Origin of the sequence: Streptomyces sp. Je 1-369 (assembly GCF_026810505.1) — a bacterium.
In the GTDB taxonomy this organism is placed as follows: domain Bacteria; phylum Actinomycetota; class Actinomycetes; order Streptomycetales; family Streptomycetaceae; genus Streptomyces.
Genome location: NZ_CP101750.1, coordinates 6,306,329 through 6,325,104, shown reverse-complemented (window position 1 = coordinate 6,325,104; position 18,776 = coordinate 6,306,329). Strand labels below are relative to the sequence as shown.

The 18,776-nt window shown below is 70.7% G+C and carries 17 protein-coding genes; 2 read left to right on the top strand and 15 right to left on the bottom strand.

What is annotated here, in order from left to right; all coding sequences use genetic code 11:
- Positions 1 to 39 precede the first annotated feature (39 nt).
- The 9 genes from lepB (NOO62_RS28790) to NOO62_RS28750 all read right to left on the bottom strand — a co-directional run bounded on the left by lepB (NOO62_RS28790) (position 40) and on the right by NOO62_RS28750 (position 6,173).
- Positions 40 to 1,020: a signal peptidase I gene (gene lepB, locus NOO62_RS28790; RefSeq protein WP_268773720.1), complete on the bottom strand. Its 981-nt coding sequence runs from the start codon at positions 1,018 to 1,020 to the stop codon at positions 40 to 42.
- Positions 905 to 1,990 carry a signal peptidase I gene (gene lepB / locus NOO62_RS28785; RefSeq protein ID WP_268773719.1) on the bottom strand — a complete coding sequence of 362 codons (1,086 nt, stop codon included), beginning with the start codon at positions 1,988 to 1,990 and terminating at the stop codon, positions 905 to 907. The genes lepB (NOO62_RS28790) and lepB (NOO62_RS28785) overlap by 116 nt, the downstream gene beginning before the upstream one ends.
- Positions 1,983 to 2,705, bottom strand: coding sequence for a signal peptidase I (gene lepB, locus NOO62_RS28780; protein ID WP_268773718.1), 723 nt, complete (start codon positions 2,703 to 2,705; stop codon positions 1,983 to 1,985). Before lepB (NOO62_RS28780) ends, lepB (NOO62_RS28785) begins: the two co-directional genes overlap by 8 nt.
- A gap of 45 nt (positions 2,706 to 2,750) precedes the next feature.
- A complete protein-coding gene (rplS, locus tag NOO62_RS28775; protein ID WP_055529866.1) occupies positions 2,751 to 3,101 on the bottom strand; it encodes a 50S ribosomal protein L19 in 351 nt (116 codons plus the stop codon).
- 131 nt (positions 3,102 to 3,232) lie between these two features.
- A complete protein-coding gene (trmD, locus tag NOO62_RS28770) occupies positions 3,233 to 4,054 on the bottom strand; it encodes a tRNA (guanosine(37)-N1)-methyltransferase TrmD (protein WP_268773717.1) in 822 nt (273 codons plus the stop codon).
- Entirely contained in the window at positions 4,054 to 4,596 is a 543-nt protein-coding gene (rimM, locus tag NOO62_RS28765; RefSeq protein ID WP_268773716.1) for a ribosome maturation factor RimM, read from the bottom strand. The genes trmD and rimM overlap by 1 nt, the downstream gene beginning before the upstream one ends.
- A gap of 110 nt (positions 4,597 to 4,706) precedes the next feature.
- Complete coding sequence (locus NOO62_RS28760) at positions 4,707 to 4,946, bottom strand: RNA-binding protein (protein WP_014176063.1); 240 nt, start codon at positions 4,944 to 4,946, stop codon at positions 4,707 to 4,709.
- A gap of 2 nt (positions 4,947 to 4,948) precedes the next feature.
- Positions 4,949 to 5,386 (bottom strand): 30S ribosomal protein S16, encoded by a 438-nt coding sequence (gene rpsP / locus NOO62_RS28755; protein WP_268773715.1) that lies wholly within the window; start codon positions 5,384 to 5,386, stop codon positions 4,949 to 4,951.
- A 190-nt stretch (positions 5,387 to 5,576) separates the two neighbouring features.
- The gene (locus NOO62_RS28750; RefSeq protein ID WP_268773714.1) at positions 5,577 to 6,173 is read right to left on the bottom strand and encodes a hypothetical protein; all 597 of its coding nucleotides are present in this window, start codon (positions 6,171 to 6,173) and stop codon (positions 5,577 to 5,579) included.
- An 835-nt stretch (positions 6,174 to 7,008) separates the two neighbouring features.
- Here NOO62_RS28750 and NOO62_RS28740 point away from each other — a divergent pair.
- On the top strand, positions 7,009 to 7,869 hold the full coding sequence (locus tag NOO62_RS28740) for an SAM-dependent methyltransferase (RefSeq protein WP_268773713.1): 861 nt from the start codon (positions 7,009 to 7,011) through the stop codon (positions 7,867 to 7,869).
- Between the two features lie 28 nt (positions 7,870 to 7,897).
- On the opposite strand, the gene ftsH is transcribed toward NOO62_RS28740, so the two are convergent.
- The 6 genes from ftsH to NOO62_RS28710 all read right to left on the bottom strand — a co-directional run bounded on the left by ftsH (position 7,898) and on the right by NOO62_RS28710 (position 17,662).
- The gene (ftsH, locus tag NOO62_RS28735; RefSeq protein ID WP_268773712.1) at positions 7,898 to 9,832 is read right to left on the bottom strand and encodes an ATP-dependent zinc metalloprotease FtsH; all 1,935 of its coding nucleotides are present in this window, start codon (positions 9,830 to 9,832) and stop codon (positions 7,898 to 7,900) included.
- A gap of 126 nt (positions 9,833 to 9,958) precedes the next feature.
- Positions 9,959 to 11,512 carry a signal recognition particle protein gene (ffh, locus tag NOO62_RS28730; protein ID WP_268773711.1) on the bottom strand — a complete coding sequence of 518 codons (1,554 nt, stop codon included), beginning with the start codon at positions 11,510 to 11,512 and terminating at the stop codon, positions 9,959 to 9,961.
- Between the two features lie 163 nt (positions 11,513 to 11,675).
- Positions 11,676 to 14,153 (bottom strand): [protein-PII] uridylyltransferase, encoded by a 2,478-nt coding sequence (locus NOO62_RS28725; RefSeq protein WP_268773710.1) that lies wholly within the window; start codon positions 14,151 to 14,153, stop codon positions 11,676 to 11,678.
- Between the two features lie 66 nt (positions 14,154 to 14,219).
- A complete protein-coding gene (locus tag NOO62_RS28720) occupies positions 14,220 to 14,558 on the bottom strand; it encodes a P-II family nitrogen regulator (protein WP_150172692.1) in 339 nt (112 codons plus the stop codon).
- A complete protein-coding gene (locus NOO62_RS28715) occupies positions 14,555 to 15,922 on the bottom strand; it encodes an ammonium transporter (RefSeq protein ID WP_268773709.1) in 1,368 nt (455 codons plus the stop codon). Before NOO62_RS28715 ends, NOO62_RS28720 begins: the two co-directional genes overlap by 4 nt.
- A gap of 267 nt (positions 15,923 to 16,189) precedes the next feature.
- Positions 16,190 to 17,662, bottom strand: a complete 1,473-nt coding sequence (locus NOO62_RS28710) for a hypothetical protein (RefSeq protein WP_268773708.1) — start codon at positions 17,660 to 17,662, stop codon at positions 16,190 to 16,192.
- Positions 17,663 to 18,082: 420 nt separating this feature from the next.
- Between NOO62_RS28710 and NOO62_RS28705 the strand changes: the two genes are divergently transcribed.
- A complete protein-coding gene (locus tag NOO62_RS28705; protein ID WP_268773707.1) occupies positions 18,083 to 18,745 on the top strand; it encodes a bifunctional DNA primase/polymerase in 663 nt (220 codons plus the stop codon).
- The last annotated feature ends 31 nt before the right edge of the window (positions 18,746 to 18,776 follow it).

Genomic DNA, 18,776 nt, shown 5'->3' with positions numbered 1-18,776 from the left:
CCTACGGTCGGCGGAAGATCGGCGATCTGGGACGGCACCCTACCCGGCGGTACTGCAGCCAGAAACCCTCGCATCGCGCGCGGCAGCCACCGTGAGGCGGCGCCTGCGCCACAGCACGAGCGGCACGGCACCCGCGAGCCCGAGGACGCCCGGCGCCGCGCTGGAGAGCGCGTTGATGCCCGGCTGGTCGAAGGTGTCCGGCTTGGGCAGCGTCGCCCAGCGGGTGGGCGGCCAGGCGATCACGATGGCGCGGCCCACGACGTTGTCCACGGGGACGGCGCCGCCGCCCGGCTGCTTCTGGTGGTAGCGGGAGTCCAGCGAGTTCTGCCGGTGGTCACCCATGACCCAGATTTTGCCCTGGGGAACCTTGATCTTGAACTGGCCGCCCTGGTCGTCGACGCTGCACGGGGTGTTGCCCGCGAAGACGTACGGCTCGTTGAGCGCCTTGCCGTTGACCTTCACCGGGCCGGTGCCCTTGCACTCCACCGTGTCGCCCTCGACGCCGATGACGCGCTTGATGAGGTCCTTCTCGTCGGCTGACGGCATCAGGCCGACCCAGCCGAGGACCCGCTGGATCGCGTTCGGGTCGGGCGTGGGCTCGCCGTCCAGCCAGTGGCCGGGGTCCCTGAAGACGACGACTTCGCCGCGCTCGGGCTCGGAACCGAACCACGGCGTCAGCTTGTCGACGAGGACGCGGTCGCCCTGCTGCAGCGTGTTCTGCATCGAGTCCGACGGAATCGAGAACGCCTGGACCAGGAACGTCTTGATGAGCAACGCCAGGACCAGGGCGATGCCGATGAGGAGCGGCAGCTCCTTCCAGAAGGAGCGGGGCTTCTTCCGCGGCTGCTCGGGGTCCTGCGCGCGCGTCGCGCCGCCGTCACCGTCGCCGTCGTCGCCCACGGCGTCACTCCCGGGGGTCGTGCCGTCCGCGACGGCCTCGACGTCCGGCTCGCCGGATCGTCCCGGCCGATCTTCGGGTCCCTCGTGTCCGGATCGTGCGCCGACCGCCAAATCCCCCACATCCACTCCTCAGTCCGTGCCGCCGCCTGCCCCAGATGCGATGCAGGCCCACCACTCCCATAACGAGCGGGAGTTCCGCAGGGGTCGGGAGCCGGATCAATCCGTATCGATCGTCAGGGGTCAGCCTATGCGACGCTCCTGTGGCGATGTCCGATCCCGCACGCGCGTCGGGAACTGACGCATATGTGTCCGGTGCTTCGAGCTTGCGCCAGTGTCCGAAAGGCCATGCGATGACGACGGCGCGTCCGACCACCTGGTCCTCGGCGATCGTGCCGCTGAACTTCTCGGTGCGGTGGAAGCGGGAGTCGGCCGAGTCGCTCCGGTGGTCGCCCATCATGAAGAGGCGGCCTTCGGGAACTTTCACCTCGAACTCGAAGGCGGAGGGCTTGTCCCCGGGGTTGATGTAGGGCTCGTCCAGCGGCACGCCGTTGACGGTGACCTTGTCGTTCTTGTCGCAGCACTTCACGGTGTCGCCGCCGACGCCGACCACCCGCTTGATGAGGTCGCGTTCGCTGTCGGACGGCAGCAGGCCGATCTGGGTCAGGCCTTCCTTGACCTGCTTGACGACCACCGGGTCGTCCTTCTTCTTGCCCTGTTCCTCTTCGAGCCAGCTGCCGGGGTCCTTGAAGACGACGACGTCGCCGCGCTCCGGCTTCGAGCCGAACCAGGGGGTGAGTTTGTCGACCAGGACGCGGTCGCCGACCCGGATCGTCTGCTCCATGGACCCCGACGGAATCACGAAGGCCTGCACCAGGAACGTCTTCAGGACGAGGGCTATGAGCAGCGCCACACCTATGAGGAGGGGTATCTCCCTGATGGCCGAGCGCCGTCTGCGCCGCTTGACCTTCCTCGCGAGCTTGCGGCGCTCGGCCCGGCCGGGCAGGGCAGGACCGTCGGTCGGCCGGGAGCCCGTGGGCAGCCGGGTGTCGACGCGATGGCCGGCGCCGCGCGTGCGTCCACGGCTACCCATGCGCGCCGCCCGGTGCGGGCACGCGCGCGTAGCCGTCGGGGCGCTCCAGGGACGTCCAGCGGCCGACGGGCCAGGCGATCCAGTCGGCCCTGCCGATGACCGCGTCGACGGGGATCATGCCCCCGCCGGGCTCGCCCAGGTGGTCGCGGGAGTCACGGGAGTCGCTGCGGTGATCGCCGAGGAGGAAAAGGCTGCCCTCGGGGACGACGACGTCGAAGGGCACCTTGGAGGCGACGTCCCCCGGGTACAGGTACGGCTCGTCGATCGGCTCGCCGTTCACCTGGACCCTCCCCCGCTTGCCGCAGCAGACCACCCGGTCTCCGCCGGTGCCCACGACCCGCTTGATGTAGTCGGCCTCTCCGAAGTAGCCGCTTCCGTCGAAGACGACCGCGTCACCCCGTCGTGGCTCGGAACCGAAACGGTACGCCAACTTGTTGACGAGTACCCGGTCCCCGGAGCGGAACGCGGGCTCCATGGAGCCGCTCGGGATCTGGAAGGGCTGCACCACGAAGGCGCTGACCAGGAGCAGGGCTCCCATGCACAGCAGGAACGTGAGGGTGAGCCCGCCGCCTGGCAGCCGGTCGACGAGCGACGCAAAAACGGAGCGCGACCGTTCCTCCGTCTCCTCGGATGCTTCGGCGACGTGCGTGACGTCTCCGGAATCGGAGGGTGGGGAGGAGCGGTCGCGCTCCGTGTGCTCTGCTTCGGTGTCCATCGGGGCCAGATGCTATCCGGCCCCGCTGTGGACCCGCGCGGGAGCTCAGCTGTCGCGCTTCTCCTTGATCTTCGCGGCCTTGCCGCGCAGGTCACGGAGGTAGTACAGCTTCGCGCGACGCACGTCACCGCGGGTGACGAGCTCGATCTTCTCGACGATCGGGGTGTGCACCGGGAAGGTGCGCTCGACGCCGACGGAGAAGGACACCTTGCGGACCGTGAAGGTCTCGCGCACGCCGGCACCCTGGCGGCGGATGACTACGCCCTTGAACTGCTGCACACGGGAGCGGTTGCCCTCGATGACGCGGACGTGGACGTTGACGGTGTCACCCGGGCGGAAGGCCGGGATGTCGCTGCGCAGCGACGCGCTGTCGACGGAGTCGAGCAGGTTAGCCATGATCGTCTGCTTTCTTCACTGATGCCACAGGTCATCAGCGGAACGTGTAGATGAGGTTTCGGTAGCTGATCGCGTCGGGCGGGCGTCGTTCCCCCTGTGGCAGGGGCGCACGCTGGACGTACAGCAGCGTTCTATTCTTCCACGGCCTCGGGGTTACGCCCAAATCGGCCGTCCGGCCCCGGCCGCCACCCCAGGATCGAGAGCATCTCGCGGTCCTTCTTGTCGAAGGCCTTGGGGTCGCAACGCTCAATGAGATCGGGCCTGTTGCGGGTCGTGCGCCGGAGTGCCTCGTCCCGCCGCCAGCGGGCGATCTTGCCGTGGTGTCCGCTGAGGAGGACGTCCGGGATGCCGTGTCCGCGCCACTGGGGAGGCTTGGTGTACACCGGGCCTTCCAGGAGGTTGGCCATGGCTCCGGGGGCGAAGGAGTCGTCCTGGTGGGATTCGGCGTTGCCGAGGACGCCGGGCAGGAGCCGGGCCACCGCCTCGGTGATGACCAGGACGGCGGCTTCCCCGCCCGCGAGGACGTAGTCACCGATGGAGACTTCGTAGACGGGCATGCGGGTGGCGTACTCGTCCGTGACGCGGCGGTCGATGCCTTCGTAGCGCGCGGGCGTGAAGACCAGCCAGGGGCGCTCGGAGAGCTCCACGGCGAGTTCCTGGGTGAAGGGGCGGCCGCTGGGCGTGGGGACGACCAGGACGGGCCCGTGGGCCCCGTTCTCGTACCCGTCGGCGAGCACGTCGTCGAGGGCCGCACCCCAGGGGTCGGTCTTCATGACCATGCCGGGGCCGCCGCCGTAGGGGGTGTCGTCGACCGTGTTGTGCCGGTCGTACGTCCACTCCCTGAGGTCGTGCACCTGGACGTCGAGCTGCCCACGCGCGCGTGCCTTGCCCACGAGGGAGACGTTCAGGGGGTCCAGGTACTCGGGGAAGATCGTGACGACGTCGAGCCGCATTACGCCTCGTCCCGGGTGGACGCGATCTCCGCACGGTCGTCGATCAGCCCGGGCGGCGGGTCGATGACGGCCTTCTGCTCCTCCAGGTCGATCTCGACGACGATCTCCTGGACGAAGGGGATCATCACCTCGCTGCCGTCGGGCCGCTCCACGATGAAGAGGTCCTGCGAGGGCAGGTGCGAGATCTCCGTGATCCGGCCGATCTCTTCGCCGTCCGTGGTGACGACGTCGAGGTCCATCAGCTGGTGGTCGTAGAACTCGTCCTCTTCCTCCGGGAGCTCTTCGGGGTCCACCTCGGCGATCAGAAGGGTGTTGCGCAGCGCTTCGGCGCCCGTGCGGTCGCGCACGCCCTCGAAGCGCAGGATGAGGCGGCCGCTGTGCACCCGGCCGGACTCGATGGTCAGCGGGCCCGTGGCGGCGGGGTCCGTGGCCAGCACGGCGCCGGGGCCGAGCCGCAGCTCCGGCTCATCGGTGCGGACCTCGACGGTGACCTCACCTTTGATGCCGTGGGCACGGCCGATGCGGGCGACTACCAACTGCACTGCGTTTCTCCTCATCCAACGACTACGGGCCGGGGATGGCCCTGGAGCCCTCCCCGGCCCGAGCCGGTGCTGCTGTGGTTCTACGAACCCATCGGTCCTGGGAACCCGGTTCAGCGAACCTGGTCCACGTCGACGAGGTCGACGCGGACACCACGGCCGCCGATCGCGCCCACGACAGTGCGCAGAGCGCGCGCGGTGCGGCCGTTGCGGCCGATCACCTTGCCGAGGTCGTCGGGGTGGACCCGGACTTCGAGGACGCGCCCGCGGCGCAGGTTGCGCGAGGCGACCTGCACGTCGTCGGGGTTGTCGACGATGCCCTTCACGAGGTGCTCGAGAGCCTCCTCGAGCATGCTCAGGCCTCGGTGGACTCGGTGGACGCGACCTCGGCCTCGTCCGCCTTCTTGTCCGACTTCTTGGCCTTCTGGGTGATGGCCTCGCCCTTGGCGTCGTCGCCCTCGAGACCCTTGGTGAAGGCCTCGAACGCAGCGCGCTTGTCCTTGGGCTCGGCAACCTTCAGCGGCGCCGGGGCCGGCAGGCCCTTGTGCTTCTGCCAGTCGCCGGTGAGCTTCAGGATGGCCATGACCGGCTCGGTCGGCTGGGCGCCGACGGACAGCCAGTACTGGGCACGCTCCGAGTTGACCTCGATGCGCGACGGGTTCTGCACCGGGTGGTACAGGCCGATCTCCTCGATGGCCCGGCCGTCACGGCGGGTACGGGAGTCGGCGACGACGATGCGGTAGTGAGGCGAACGGATCTTGCCCAGACGCTTCAGCTTGATCTTGACTGCCACGGGAGTGGTGTCTCCTGGTCTTGACGTGGGTGGGCACAACGTTGATGCCGCGTGGGGTTGCGGTACTCGAGTGCCCGATGGACGCGTCAGCCGGAGGAGAGAGGGGTCCTATGCGACTGTCGAGTACAGCTAGCCATTGTGCCATACGTCGGCGGGGCGCCCGCACCCGGTCCGGGCGCCCCGTTCCAGCTCAGCCCACGCCCACTGCGACCCCTTCCGGGATCCGGAAGGGCTTGCCGCAGCCGCCGCACATGATCGGCGCCTGGGCGAGCACGGAGGGCACGACGCGCACGTTGCGCCCGCAGTCGCAGACGGCCTTGACGCGCACGCCTCCGCCGGAGGAGCCGTGCCGGGCGGCCGGCCCCCGGAAGCTGCGCGCGGTGTCCGCCGTCGTCGCCGCGGTGTGTGCTTTCAGGGCCCGCTGGAGCCGGTCCATCGTCGGGCGGTAGCGCTTCTTTGCGTCCGGGTTGAGCGTGACCAGTGAGAAGCCGCTGCTGGGATGTGGCTCCTCGGGGTGGTCCAGGCCCAGCTCCTCGGCGATCGCGAGGAATCTGCGGTTGTGGTATCGACCGGCACGTGAGGTGTCGCGTACGCCGCGCGAGGCGGCGATGCCATGGACTGCCTCATGAAGCAGTCGCTCGAAGGAGAGCTCGGCGCCACAGGCGGACGACGACTCTCCGATCAGGGATTCGGGCGCGGCAAGGTCGGGCAGCTCGGGGTGGTGCCGCTGAATGTCGGCCCACGCCTGTGCCAGCTCTGCGGCGAGAACAGGTGGTGTCGTGCTCACGTCGTGAACAACGAGCCGGGAGCCCCGGGGGTTCCATTCCGGGGCATCTCAAATAATTTGCACGTACCCGTCAGTTGCCGTTGATGCGTCCGGACGAGGGCGGGTGCGCTGATCTGCGGAGAAGCCTCACAGCTCGCACCAAGCCGGTACGTAGTGGCGCGTACGCCCCGGCGCGTAGATCGAGTCCTCGCGCCGGGGCGCGTGTTGCTTGGACAGGCGTGCGGGCCGCGATCGTGCGCGGCCGTACCGGAGGCGCCCTCCTCAGTAGGAGCGGGCGACGAGAGCGACGTTACCCGGGGTCTCGTCGGCGTCCGGCACCGCCCCGTCCTCCGTGACCAGACACCGTACGGTCACGGCGTGCTCGGCCAGCCTGGCCTCGCCTTCTTCGCCGAGCGCGGCCCATGGGACGCGCGGTGGGCGCGGGCCTGCGCCAGGAACTGCGCCTGGCCCTCCTCGAGAACTGTGGGCAGCAGGGTGGCGAGGCGTCGATCGCGTACGGACGGATCACCATGGTGCCCCGCACCGGGCCGTTGTCGGCCAGTTCGGCCTTGGTGATCAGGTCCTGGTACCAGCGCGGGAAGTCGTCCGTCTGGGGCGTGAGCACGGGTGTCTTGGGCATGGCGCGCATGGTAGAGGCGGGCCTGCGGAGGGTGCGCGGGTTTATCGGCGGGGGGCGCACGACGGTGGAACGCAAGCATTGGCCCACAACCTCTGGACGCCACGACGGATGCGGAGTTCTCTGGCATACGGGGGGAGTGCGAGCGCACTGCACGGGGGCGGACGAACCGTTGGTTTACGTCACGGCACTAACTCTCGGCTGATTGGGGCGCATTCGATGACACCAACACTCGTGCAGTCGCACCATCCCCGCACGGGAGCGGCGCCCCGTGTGGACCCGGGTGCACGCGCGCGTGACTGGGCGGAGATCCAGGAACGGATGCTGGTCCCGCTCTACGAAGCGGTGTACGAACGGCTCGACGTGGGGAACGGCACCCGGCTGCTCGGCCTCGGCTGTGGTTCCGGACTGGCTCTGCTGATGGCGGCCTCACGGGGTGCCGCGGTCACCGGCGTCGACCGCTCGCAGCCCGAGCGTCTCGCTCTCGCGCGTGAACGTCTGCTGCCGGAGTCGACGGGGGACGCACGCGCGCGTGCAGTCCCTCGCCTGGTCGAAGGCGGTCCCGCGGATGCGGCGGACCCGGGCGTGCCCACGTACAACCTCGTCACGGCCTTCCAGCCGATCGGCTGCATGGCGGGCGACTCCGAAGGTCTTTCCGACCTCCTGGAGGCGGCGGCTCCGCTGGCCGGGCGCGGCACTTCGGTGGTGCTCGCCGGTTGGGGTCCTCCGGAGCGTTGCGCGACCTCTTCCGTGCTGCGGGTGGCGACGAAGCTCGCGGATCCGCTCCGGGGCACGGGCAGCTGGCGCCCCGCGCTCCGGGACGACCTGGAGGTGGTCGCCCACCGGGCGGGGCTCAAGCCGGACGGGTCGGGCCGGGTCGCGTGCCCCTTCGGGTACGCGGACGTGGAGAGCGCGGCACGTGGACTGCTCTCGACCGGGCTGTTCGACGCGGCGGCGCGGGTGACCGACCCGGCTCAGGTCGACAAGGAGCTGACGGAGGCGCTGCATCCGCATCGGCGCGGGGACGGGACGGTGTGGATGCCCAACGTCTTCCGGTACTTGATCGCGCGTACGCCTTGAACAGTCTCCTCCGTAGGAGGGGCGTACGTCAGCCGTCCTTCGTCATCCTCGTGATGCCCGCGATCCGGTAAGCCGCGGCCTCCTCCAGCGTCTCGTTCTCGAGGAGCGCGGCGGACAGGGCGTCCAGCTGGTCGCGGTGGTCGCGCAGTTGGCGGCAGGCGCTCTCGTAGCACTCGTCCACGATGCGGCGCATCTCGGCGTCGATCGTGTCGAGGGTCTCCGGGGCGGCCGCGAGACCGTACGCCTGCTGGGCGTCGTTCGGCAGCGCGGAGAGGCGGCCGACGCGCTCGCTCATGCCCCAGCGGGCGACCATGCCGCGGGCGATGTTGGTGACCTGCTCCAGGTCGTTCTCCGCGCCGGTGGTGACGACTCCGTAGACGACGTGTTCGGCTGCCATGCCTCCTAGGGCGCCGATGATGCGCCCCCGGAGGTACTCCTCCGTGTAGGCGTACTTGTCGGAGTCCGGGGTCGAGAGCGTCACTCCCAGCGCGCGCCCGCGCGGCACGATCGTGATCTTGCGGACGGGGTCGGCGCCGGGCTGGAGCATGCCGAGCAGGGCGTGTCCGCTCTCGTGATAGGCCGTGCGCCTGCGCTCGTCCTCGGGCATCACCAGCGGCCGCTCGGCACCGAGCTGGACCTTTTCCATCGCTTCGGAGAGGTCGGACTGCGTGACCGTGCGCTGCTTGCGCTTGACGGCGATGAGGGCGGCCTCGTTGGCGAGGTTGGCGAGTTCGGCGCCGGTCATGCCCGGTGTCGTGCGGGCGACCTGGGCGAGGTCGACGTCGCCGGCCAGCGGGATGGGACGTGTATGGATGCGGAGGATGGCCTCGCGTCCGCCGCGGTCGGGGGGCGAGACGTTGACGACTCGGTCGAACCGGCCCGGCCTGGTGAGTGCGGGGTCGAGGATGTCGGCCCGGTTGGTCGCGGCGAGCACGATCACGCCTTCCGCGCCCGAGAAACCATCCATCTCGGTGAGGATCTGGTTGAGCGTCTGCTCGCGCTCGTCGTGCCCGCCCATGCCGCTGCCGCCGCCCCTGGCACGCCCGATGGTGTCGATCTCGTCGATGAAGATGATGGACGGCGCGACCTTGCGGGCCTCGGTGAAGAGTTCCCGTACGCGCGAGGCGCCGACGCCCACGATCATCTCGATGAACTCCGAGGCTGAGGCCGAGAAGAAGGGCACGCCCGCCTCACCCGCGACGGCGCGGGCGAGCAGGGTCTTGCCGGTGCCCGGCGGCCCCGCGAGGAGCACGCCGCGCGGCATCTTGGCGCCCATCTCGCGGTAGGCGCCGGGGTTCTTCAGGAAGTCGACGACGTCGTTGAGCTCACCCTCGACCTCGTCGATGCCCGCCACGTCCTCGAAGGTGGTCCGCTTCGCGCCGGGTTCGAGCTCGACGGGCTTGGGCGGCGTCTTGCGGCCGAGCATGCCGCCCCCGCCGCCCATGCCCGCACTCATGCGCCGGGCGATGAAGATCCAGAGCACGACGAGCAGGAGCATCGGCGCGAGCGAGATCAGGAGGTTCGACAGGAAGCTGCGTTCCTGTACGACGGGTTCGGCGGTGACGGTGACCTTGTGCTCGGTCAGGTCGTCCCAGAGCTTGTCGTCGGCGAAGGCGGGCCGCTGGGTGGTGAACTTGGTGTACTTCCCCTTGTCGCCGTCCGGCCGCGGCTGCTCCTTCTTGAGCTGCCCCTGGATGGCGTCGCCCTTGGAGTAGATCTTCGTGACGTTGCCGCCGTCGACCTGCTTGCTGAACTCCGTGTACGAGATGGTCGGCTCGTCGCCGTCGTTGAAGAAGGAGAGCACGAGGTTGGCGATGAGGTAGACGATCAGGGCCGTCAGGACGAGCCCGCCCCAACCGCCAGGCATCTTCTTCTTCGGCGTCGGCGCGGGGTCGGGCGCGGGCGCGCCCTCGGAGCGCCACGGCTTGTCGGGCGCCCGGTCCGGCGGCACGGGGTTGCTCATATCCGGACGTTACGACACAAATATCGGGCCAGCACCTGCTCAGAAACGCCCGAGGGCGCCCCCGACAACGGGGACGCCCTCGTGCACGCGTACGTACGGCACGTACGGCACGTACGTACCGCGCCCTCAGCCCATGAACTTCTTGAACTCGTCCGGCAGCTCGAAGTCCTTGCCCGGCTGCGCGCCCGGCATCCCGAAGGCGGAGCCCGCCTGGTTCGCGGCCTCGCGGCGCGCCTCGGCCTCCTGCTCCTCCTGCTTGCGCTTCATCGGGTTGCCCGACTTGCGCTTGCCCTTGGCCTGCTTCTGCTTCTTCTTCTGCTTGCCGGGGCCGCCACCCATGCCCGGCATCCCGGGCATCCCCGGCATGCCGCCGCCCTGGGCCATGCGCGACATCATCTTCCGCGCCTCGAAGAACCGCTCGACGAGGTTCTTCACCGCGCTGACGTCGACACCGGAGCCCTTGGCGATACGGGCACGGCGCGAGCCGTTGATGATCGTCGGCTCCTGACGCTCGGTGGGCGTCATCGACTTGATGATGGCGGCGGTGCGGTCGACGTCACGCTCGTCGAGGTTGTTGATCTGGTCCTTGATCTGCCCCATGCCGGGCATCATCCCGAGCAGCTTGCTGATGCTGCCCATCTTCCTGACCTGCTCCATCTGGGCCAGGAAGTCGTCCAGGGTGAAGTCCTGGCCCTTCTTGGACGCCAGCTTCGAGGCCATCTTCTCGGCCTCTTGCTGCGAGAAGGTCTGCTCGGCCTTCTCGATCAGCGTGAGCATGTCGCCCATGCCGAGGATGCGGGACGCCATGCGGTCCGGGTGGAACGCGTCGAACTCGTCCAGCTTCTCGCCGTTCGAGGCGAACATGATCTGACGGCCGGTGACCTGCGCGATCGAGAGCGCGGCACCACCGCGGGCGTCACCGTCGAGCTTGGAGAGCACGACGCCGTCGAAGCCGACGCCGTCACGGAACGCCTCGGCCGTGTTGACCGCGTCCTGACCGATCATCGCGTCGACGACGAAGAGGACCTCGTCCGGGCTGACGGCGTCGCGGATGTCCGCGGCCTGCTGCATCAGCTCCTGGTCGATGCCGAGGCGGCCCGCGGTGTCGACGATCACGACGTCGTACTGCTTCGTCCGCGCGAACTCGATGGAGTCCTTGGCGACCTGCACGGGGTCGCCCACGCCGTTGCCCGGCTGCGGTGCGTACACCCCGACGCCCGCGCGCTCGGCGACGACGCTGAGCTGGTTGACGGCGTTGGGGCGCTGAAGGTCGCACGCCACGAGGAGCGGCGCGTGGCCCTGCCCCTTCAGCCAGAGGCCGAGCTTTCCGGCGAGGGTCGTCTTACCGGCACCCTGCAGACCCGCCAGCATGATGACGGTCGGCGCGGTCTTGGCGAACCGGAGGCGGCGCGTCTCGCCACCGAGGATGCCGATGAGCTCCTCGTTGACGATCTTGATGACCTGCTGGGCGGGGTTGAGGGCCTGGGAGACCTCGGCGCCGGCCGCGCGCTCCTTGACCTGCTTGATGAAGGCGCGGACGACGGGCAGGGCCACGTCCGCCTCGAGCAGGGCGATGCGGATCTCGCGCGCCGTGGCGTCGATGTCCGCCTCGGACAGGCGGCCCTTGCCCCGGAGGTTCTTGAATGTCGCTGCGAGGCGGTCGGAGAGAGTATCGAACACGGCGGTCGCGAATCCTCGGGTCGGGGAAAGGGGGACAGGTCGCCTTCCAGAGTATCTGTCCGGGGCGGGTGCCCGGGGCGCTGGGCGGGACTTCCTGCACGCCGTACGCTCCGCCGTACCGGCAGGGGCAGCAGGGACGGCAGGGACATCCACCGCGCCACCCCTACGCCCGCAACACCCCTTCCACCCCGCGGGCCACCCCCGCGGCCGCCTCCCCCTCCAACGGCGCCCCGTCCGCCCCCGTCACATAGAACGCGTCCACCGCGTTCGCCCCCAGGGTCGACACATGGGCGCTGCGCACCGCCACCCCCGCCGCCTCGAGCGCCCGCCCGATGCGGTGCAGGAGCCCCGGGGCGTCCTGGGCCCGCACCTCGATCACCGTGGCGAGGCGCGAAGCGGCCGGGGCCACCGTCACCCGGGCCGGGGGCGCCACCGTGCCCCTGCGGCGCGGGTACGCCGCCTCCCGCTCGGCGAGGCGGGCCTCGATGTCCAGCGAGCCGTCGAGCACCCGCACCAGGTCCGCCCGCAGCCGCGCCGCCTGTGGCATCGAGCCGTACTGCGCCGCCACCCGCCAGCTCAGCAACAGCACCGAGTCCCCCGAAGCGGCCCCGAAGCCGGACGGCAGCGTCACCGCCCTCAGCTCCGCCGTCCGCACGGCGAGCCGGTGCAGCGCCAGCACCCCGGCGACCGAGGACAGCACGCCCGGCCGTTCCGGGACCGCGACCACGAGCTCCACCCCGAGGGGCTCCGGACCGTCCTCCGAGGAGACCCCGGAATCCGCACGCATCGACAGCACCGGACCGCCCGTCCGGTACGCCTCCACGGCAAGCCGCTCCTGTTCCGCCGTCGGCGCCGCGTCCTCCGTGGCCCGCTCCTCGGGCGCCTCTCCGGACAGCACCGCCGTCACCCGCTTCACCAGGTCGGCGACGAGCGCCCCGCGCCACGTCGACCAGGCCGCGGGCCCCGTGGCCAGCGCGTCCGCCTCGGTGAGGGCGTGCAGCAGCTCCAACGTGCCCACGGCGCCGACCGCCTCGGCGACGCCCCGTACCGTCGCGGGGTCGTCGAGGTCCCGGCGCGTGGCCGTCTCCACGAGCAGCAGGTGGTGCCGGACCAGACGCGCGACGACCGCCACGTCACCCGCGTCGAACCCGATGCGTGCCGCGACGTCGCGGGCGATGGTCTCCCCGGCCGTGGAGTGGTCGCCGGGCCACCCCTTCCCGATGTCGTGCAGCAGCGCGGCGACGAGCAGCAGATCGGGCCGCCCCACCCGGCGCGTGAGCGCGGAGGCCCGCACCGCCGTCTCGACCAGGTGCCGGTCGACCGTCCAGGTGTGGACGGCGTTGCGCTGCGGACGGCACCGCACCCGCTCCCAGTCGGGAAGGAGCCGGGTGACGAGTCCTTCGGCCTCCAGCGCCTCCCACACCTGCACCGTCGGCCGGCCCGCACCGAGCAGCGTCACGAGCTGTTCGCGCGCCTCGGCGGGCCACGGCGTGGTGAGGGGCCGCGCGGTGGCGGCGAGGCGGCGTACGGCGTGCAGGGACAGCGGGAGGCCCGCCTGCGCGGCGGCGGCCGCGGCCCGCAGCGGCAGCACGGCGTCCCGTTCGGGGCGTGCCGCGCGGGCGAGCACGGCCTCCCCGTCCTGCTCCACGACCCCCTCGGCCAGCGGCGACCGCTCGGCCACCGCCGTCCGGCCGCCGCTCCTGCCGCCGAGCATCGCCCGCAGCCGCGGCCTCCCGGCCCGCGCCCGCAGCACGCGCCCGACCTCGCGCCAGGTGACGTCGCCCGCGTAGGCGACGACGCGCGCGGCCTCGTACACCTGGCGCAGCAGCGTGTCCGCGTCCAGGAGTCCGAGCCCGTCGGCGACCTGGTCCTGTTCCTGGAGGGCGAGCCGGTCGGTGGCGCGGCCCGTCGTCAGGTGCAGGGCGTCCCGTACGTCGAGGAGGCGTCGGCGGGCCTCGTCGAGCCCTTCGCGGGGTGCGTCGGCGAGCCATGAGGCGGCGACGGCGCGCAGCGCGGTGGCGTCGCGCAGTCCGCCCCGCGCCTCCTTGAGGTCGGGTTCGAGCAGGTGGCCCAACTCGCCGTGGCGTTCGGCCCGTTCCTCGCAGAGCTCACGCAGTTCCGGCAGGCGTTTGGGGGCCTGGTTGCGCCAGTCGGCGAGGACGGCGGTGCGCAGCGCGGTGGTCATGCCGAGGTCGCCCGCGACGTGCCGGGCGTCGAGCAGCCCGAGGTGCGCCTTGAGGTCCTCGCCCGCGGTCTTCCGCGCCTCCGTGGGCGTGCGCACGGAGTGGTCGAGGGCGATCCCGAGGTCCCACACGGGGTACCAGAGGCGGTCGGCGAGCGCGGCGAGCTCCTTGGGGTCGGCGCTCCCGTCGTGCAGCAGGAGGAGGTCCAGGTCGCTGCGCGGCGACAGTTCGCCCCGTCCGTAGCCGCCGACCGCGATGAGCGCGGCGCCTCGCGGGGTGCCCGCGGGGCCTGTCCGGAAGAGGCCGGCCAGCCAGTCGTCCGTCAGCTCGGCGAGGGCGGAACGGCGCGGCGGCCCGGACCGCGCCTCCTCGTGGAGGAGCCGCAGCCGGGCCGCCGCGTAGCCGCTGGGGCCGGAGTCTTCCGCTTCCGCTTCGGTCCGTACGTCCATACTCGTCACCCGGCAGCTCCCGTTCGGTCCCGCTCAGTCCTGCTCAGTCGTCCCGTTCAGCCCCCCCTGCGCGGCTCACAGTGCGTCGGGTCCGCGCTCCCCGGTCCGCACCCGCACCGCCGTGTCGACCGGGACGCTCCAGACCTTGCCGTCGCCGATCTTTCCGGTGCGGGCGGCCTTCACCACGACCTCGATGAGCTGTTCGGCGTCGTCGTCGTCGACGAGGACCTCGATGCGGATCTTCGGTACGAGGTCGACGGTGTACTCGGCGCCCCGGTAGACCTCCGTGTGGCCGCGCTGCCGTCCGTAGCCACTGGCCTCGGTGACGGTCAGGCCGTGTACGCCGAAGGCCTGCAGCGCCTCCTTGATCTCGTCGAGCCGGTGCGGCTTGACGACCGCGGTGATGAGCTTCATGCGTCCACCTTCTTGTTCCGCTGAACCTGAGCCGTTGCCTGCGAGCCGTCCGCGCCTGGCGCCGGTACCTCCGTACGAGGAGCCCTGCCGCCGCCCGCGCCGCTGAAGTCGTACGCCGTCTCGGCGTGCTCGACCTGGTCGATGCCCGCGACCTCGTCGTCCTCGGAGACCCGCATGCCGATGGTCTTGTCGATGAGCAGGGCAAGGACCGCGGAGGCGATCAGGGAGTACGCGAGGACCGCCCCGACGCCCGCCAACTGCTTCCACAGCTGTTCCAGGCCGCCTCCGTAGAACAGGCCCTGGGCCTCGGACTGCCCGCCGCCGGTGGCGAAGAAGCCGACGAGGATCGATCCTGCGATGCCGCCGACCAGGTGGACCCCGACGACGTCGAGGGAGTCGTCGTACCCGAACCGGAACTTGAGCCCGACCGCCATGGCGCACAGCACGCCCGCGATGGCGCCGATGGCGATGGCGCCGAGCGGCGAGCAGGAGCCGCCCGCCGGGGTGATGGCGACGAGGCCGGCGACGGCGCCGGAGGCGGCGCCCAGCGTGGTGCACGCGCCGTGGCGGAGCTTCTCGTAGAGGAGCCAGGCGAGCATGGCGGCGGCGGTCGCGACCTGCGTGTTGACGAACATGAGCGCGCCCACGCCGTCGTCGTTGCCGAGCCACGAGCCGGCGTTGAAGCCGAACCAGCCGAACCACAGCAGGGCCGCGCCGAGCATCACGAGCGGCAGGGAGTGCGGCCGCATCGGGTCCTTCTTGAAGCCGACGCGCTTGCCGATGACGAGGATGACGCCGAGCGCGGCGGCGCCCGCGTTGATGTGGACGGCGGTGCCGCCCGCGAAGTCGATGACGCCGAGCTCGAAGGCCCAGCCGCCGGTGCCCCACACCCAGTGCGCGACGGGGAAGTACACGATGGTGGCCCACAGGGCGATGAACAGCGCCCAGGCCGTGAACTTCACGCGGTCCGCGAGGGCGCCGCTGATCAGTGCGGGCGTGATGACGGCGAACATCAGCTGGAAGACGGCGAAGACGTAGACCGGGATGGTGTAGCCGTCCCAGAGCTGGTTGATGCCGAGTCCGCTGAGTCCTACGTAGTCCCCCTCCCAGCCGAAGAGGCTTCCGTGGTCGGTGCCGAACGCGACGGAGAAGCCGTACAGCACCCAGAGGATGGTGACGATGCCCAGGCTGACGAAGCTCATCATCAGCATGTTGAGGGTGCTTTTGACGCGGACCATGCCTCCGTAGAAGAAGGCCAGGCCGGGTGTCATGAGCATCACCAGGGCGGAGCAGATGAGCATGAAGCCTGTGTTGGCGGCAGACAGCTCGGGGGCGTCTGCGGCGATCGTGATGCCTGGGGGCATCGGCGTCTCCTCGCTGTGGGGCCGGTTGTGCGCCAGAGACTGGCCGAGCGCCGTTTCGGCGGGGGCCCCTCGGTGTTTCGCCGCAGTGACGAAGAGGTCGTGCGTGTTACGCGCCCATGAACTCGCGGGTCGCGCGGGGTGCCCGATGCACCCCTGTGCGCGGTACTGGAACCGGCCGCGGCGGCCATCCGGCTGACCTGGCATGGGGGAGCCGAGTCGGGCTGTAAGGGATGGTCCTGCCGCGGCCGGGGCAGGGCGTGCCGGACGTCAGACCGCCTCCACGGTCTCCGGCATCTCGATGGCGAGCCGTTCGGTGAGCTCGACGACTTCGGCGACGTCCCCGAAGTCCCGCACGGCGGTGTCGACGGTCTTGCGCAGGCGGGTGTTGACCCGCTCGGAGCGCACCTTCTTGGCGATGCCGAGCGCCTGTCCCGCGAGGACCGTGCTCTGCTCGGGCTCGCGTTGGAGCAGGTGGACGGTTGCTTTGCCGATGAGGTTCAGCGCGTACGAACGCTGGTGTTCGAGGTCCTTCTCGAAGAGTTCCACGGCCCGGTCCATGACGGGTTCGGCCAGCGAGGCGTACGTGGGGCTGCGGCCCGCCACGTACGCGAGGTCGCGGAACGAGTGGGCGTTCTCGCCGTTCAGCTCGGCCTCGGAGAAGAAGCGGATCCAGTCCGGCTCGGGCTCGCCGAAGTCCTCGGCGTCGGCGAAGGTGTCCTCGGCCATCCGCACGGCCCGCTTGCACTTGCCGGGCTGGCCCATGCTCGCGTACGCCCTGGCCTCCATCGCATACAGCATCGCCTGGGTGCGCGGCCCCGCGCAGTCCCGGCTTCCGTACTGCGCGAGGTGGATGAGTTCGAGCGCGTCGTCCGGCCGGTTGAGGTGGATCATCTGACGGCTCATGCTCGACAAGATGTACGACCCCAGGGGCTTCTCGCCCGCTTCCTTGGCGGCGTGCAGGGCGAGGACGAAGTACTTCTGGGCGGTGGGCTGGAGTCCGACGTCGTAACTCATCCAGCCCGCCAGTTCGGCCAGTTCGCCCGCGACCTTGAAGAGGCGCTTCGAGGTGGCCTCGGGCTGGGGCTCCTGCAGCAGGTCCGTCACTTCGTGCAGCTGCCCGACGACGGCCTTGCGCCGGAGCCCTCCCCCGCACTGGGCGTCCCACTGGCGGAACATCACGGTCGTGGACTCCAGGAGGTCCAGTTCCGGCCGGGAGAGCCGCGCCGGGCGGCGGGACGCGACGGGCTCGGGGTCCTCGCGCGGCGTCGCCGGTGAGGGCACGAGCCAGCGCTGCATGGGCTCGATGAGGGCCGGGCCCGCGGAGAGCGCGAGCGAGGTGCCGAGGAAACCGCGGCGGGCGAGCATCAGGTCGCTGCGTGAGAACTCGCTGATGAGCGCGACCGTCTGGGGCCCGGTCCAGGGCAGGTCGACCCCGGAGGACGCGGGCGTGCGGTGTGCGGCACGCAGGCCCAGGTCCTCGACGGCGACGACGCAGCCGAACCGTTCGGAGAACAGCTCGGAAAGGATGCGGGGAATCGGCTCGCGCGGATTCTCGCCGTCCAGCCAGCGGCGCACCCGTGAGGTGTCCGTGGAAATGTGATGTGCACCCAACTGCCGTGCGCGTCGGTTGACTTGCCGGGCCAGCTCGCCCTTGGACCAACCGCTGCGCACGAACCACGACGTGAGCATCTCGTTGGGGCGCTTCTCCGCGTTCGCGCCACCTCCGCCATTGCCGCTCACTGGAACGCCCCCATCCCTCAAGACATCTGCGCGCTGTACACGGCTAGCCCTAACAGAATGCCGCTACTCGCCGTCGTTCGTCCGGAGAATGTCACCCATCGAACAGGAAACCGACTTGCCTCCGGCATACCCGCGAGTGCTCGAACTTCCAGGGCCGTGTACTGAAAGTAATCCCACGATCACCCGTCCGGCGAGGGCGATCGCGGAAACGCCACCATTCGCCACCCCTTCGAATGAACTCCCTTGCCGCCACAAGCGATTCACTTGACATAGGACGGATGAAAGTGGGCGCAGCGAAGCGCGCCGGGGCGCATGCCACCGGGCGCACCACCCGCCGAGCCACCAAGCGCCGTCAAGAACAGAGGGTCACGATCCGATTCCGTCACGTAACCGAGGCACGCTCGACCCGTTGGAGGGGGCATGGGCTTCACGATCGGCGGCACCCGGGGAACCGACCGGCCCCGGACCGGATCACGGCGGCGCGGCCGCACATCGGACTGCACGGCGGTGGCGGAGTACACCGGGCTCTGGGGCTGGGACGCGGTGCCCGGCGCCCGCGCCCTTGACGGCGTCTGCTCGTGCGGAGCCGTCGGCTGCGCGGCGCCCGGCGCCCACCCGCTGGGCTTCGCCCCCGAGGTCCCGGCCGGGGCCACGCTCGACGAAGCGGCGGACGCCTGGGCGGAGTTCCCCGGAGCGGCGGTCATGCTGCCGGTGGGCCGCGCGTTCGACGTGATCGAGGTGGCGGAGGCCGCCGGGCGGCGCGCCCTGGTCCGGCTCGAGCGGATGGGTCTGCCGCTGGGGCCCGTGGCGGTCACGCCGGACGGCAGGGCGCAGTTCTTCGTCGCCCCCGGCGCCGCGGCCGAACTCCCTCAGCTGCTCTACCGGATGGGCTGGGACGACGCCGCCCTGGACCTGCACGGTCTGGGCCGGGGCGCGCACATCACCGCGCCTCCGTCCGACCGCGGCGGCCTCGGCCCGGTCCGCTGGCTCCGCTCCCCCGCCCTCGACTCGGCGACGAACCCGCCCCAGGCGCGCCTGCTGCTCGGCACACTGGCGTACGTCGCGCACCGCTCCCCCGCGTAGCCCTCACGGGTCGGCACGGACCGAAGGGCCC

Coding starts and splice junctions, on each gene's coding strand:
- lepB (WP_268773718.1), bottom strand. CDS start 2,705: ATGGACACCGAAGCAGAGCACACGGAGCGCGACCGCTCCTCCCCACCC.
- rplS (WP_055529866.1), bottom strand. CDS start 3,101: ATGGCTAACCTGCTCGACTCCGTCGACAGCGCGTCGCTGCGCAGCGAC.
- ftsH (WP_268773712.1), bottom strand. CDS start 9,832: ATGAGCAACCCCGTGCCGCCGGACCGGGCGCCCGACAAGCCGTGGCGC.
- lepB (WP_268773719.1), bottom strand. CDS start 1,990: ATGGGTAGCCGTGGACGCACGCGCGGCGCCGGCCATCGCGTCGACACC.
- NOO62_RS28705 (WP_268773707.1), top strand. CDS start 18,083: ATGGGCTTCACGATCGGCGGCACCCGGGGAACCGACCGGCCCCGGACC.
- NOO62_RS28720 (WP_150172692.1), bottom strand. CDS start 14,558: ATGAAGCTCATCACCGCGGTCGTCAAGCCGCACCGGCTCGACGAGATC.
- NOO62_RS28740 (WP_268773713.1), top strand. CDS start 7,009: ATGACACCAACACTCGTGCAGTCGCACCATCCCCGCACGGGAGCGGCG.
- NOO62_RS28760 (WP_014176063.1), bottom strand. CDS start 4,946: ATGCTCGAGGAGGCTCTCGAGCACCTCGTGAAGGGCATCGTCGACAAC.
- trmD (WP_268773717.1), bottom strand. CDS start 4,054: ATGCGGCTCGACGTCGTCACGATCTTCCCCGAGTACCTGGACCCCCTG.
- NOO62_RS28715 (WP_268773709.1), bottom strand. CDS start 15,922: ATGCCCCCAGGCATCACGATCGCCGCAGACGCCCCCGAGCTGTCTGCC.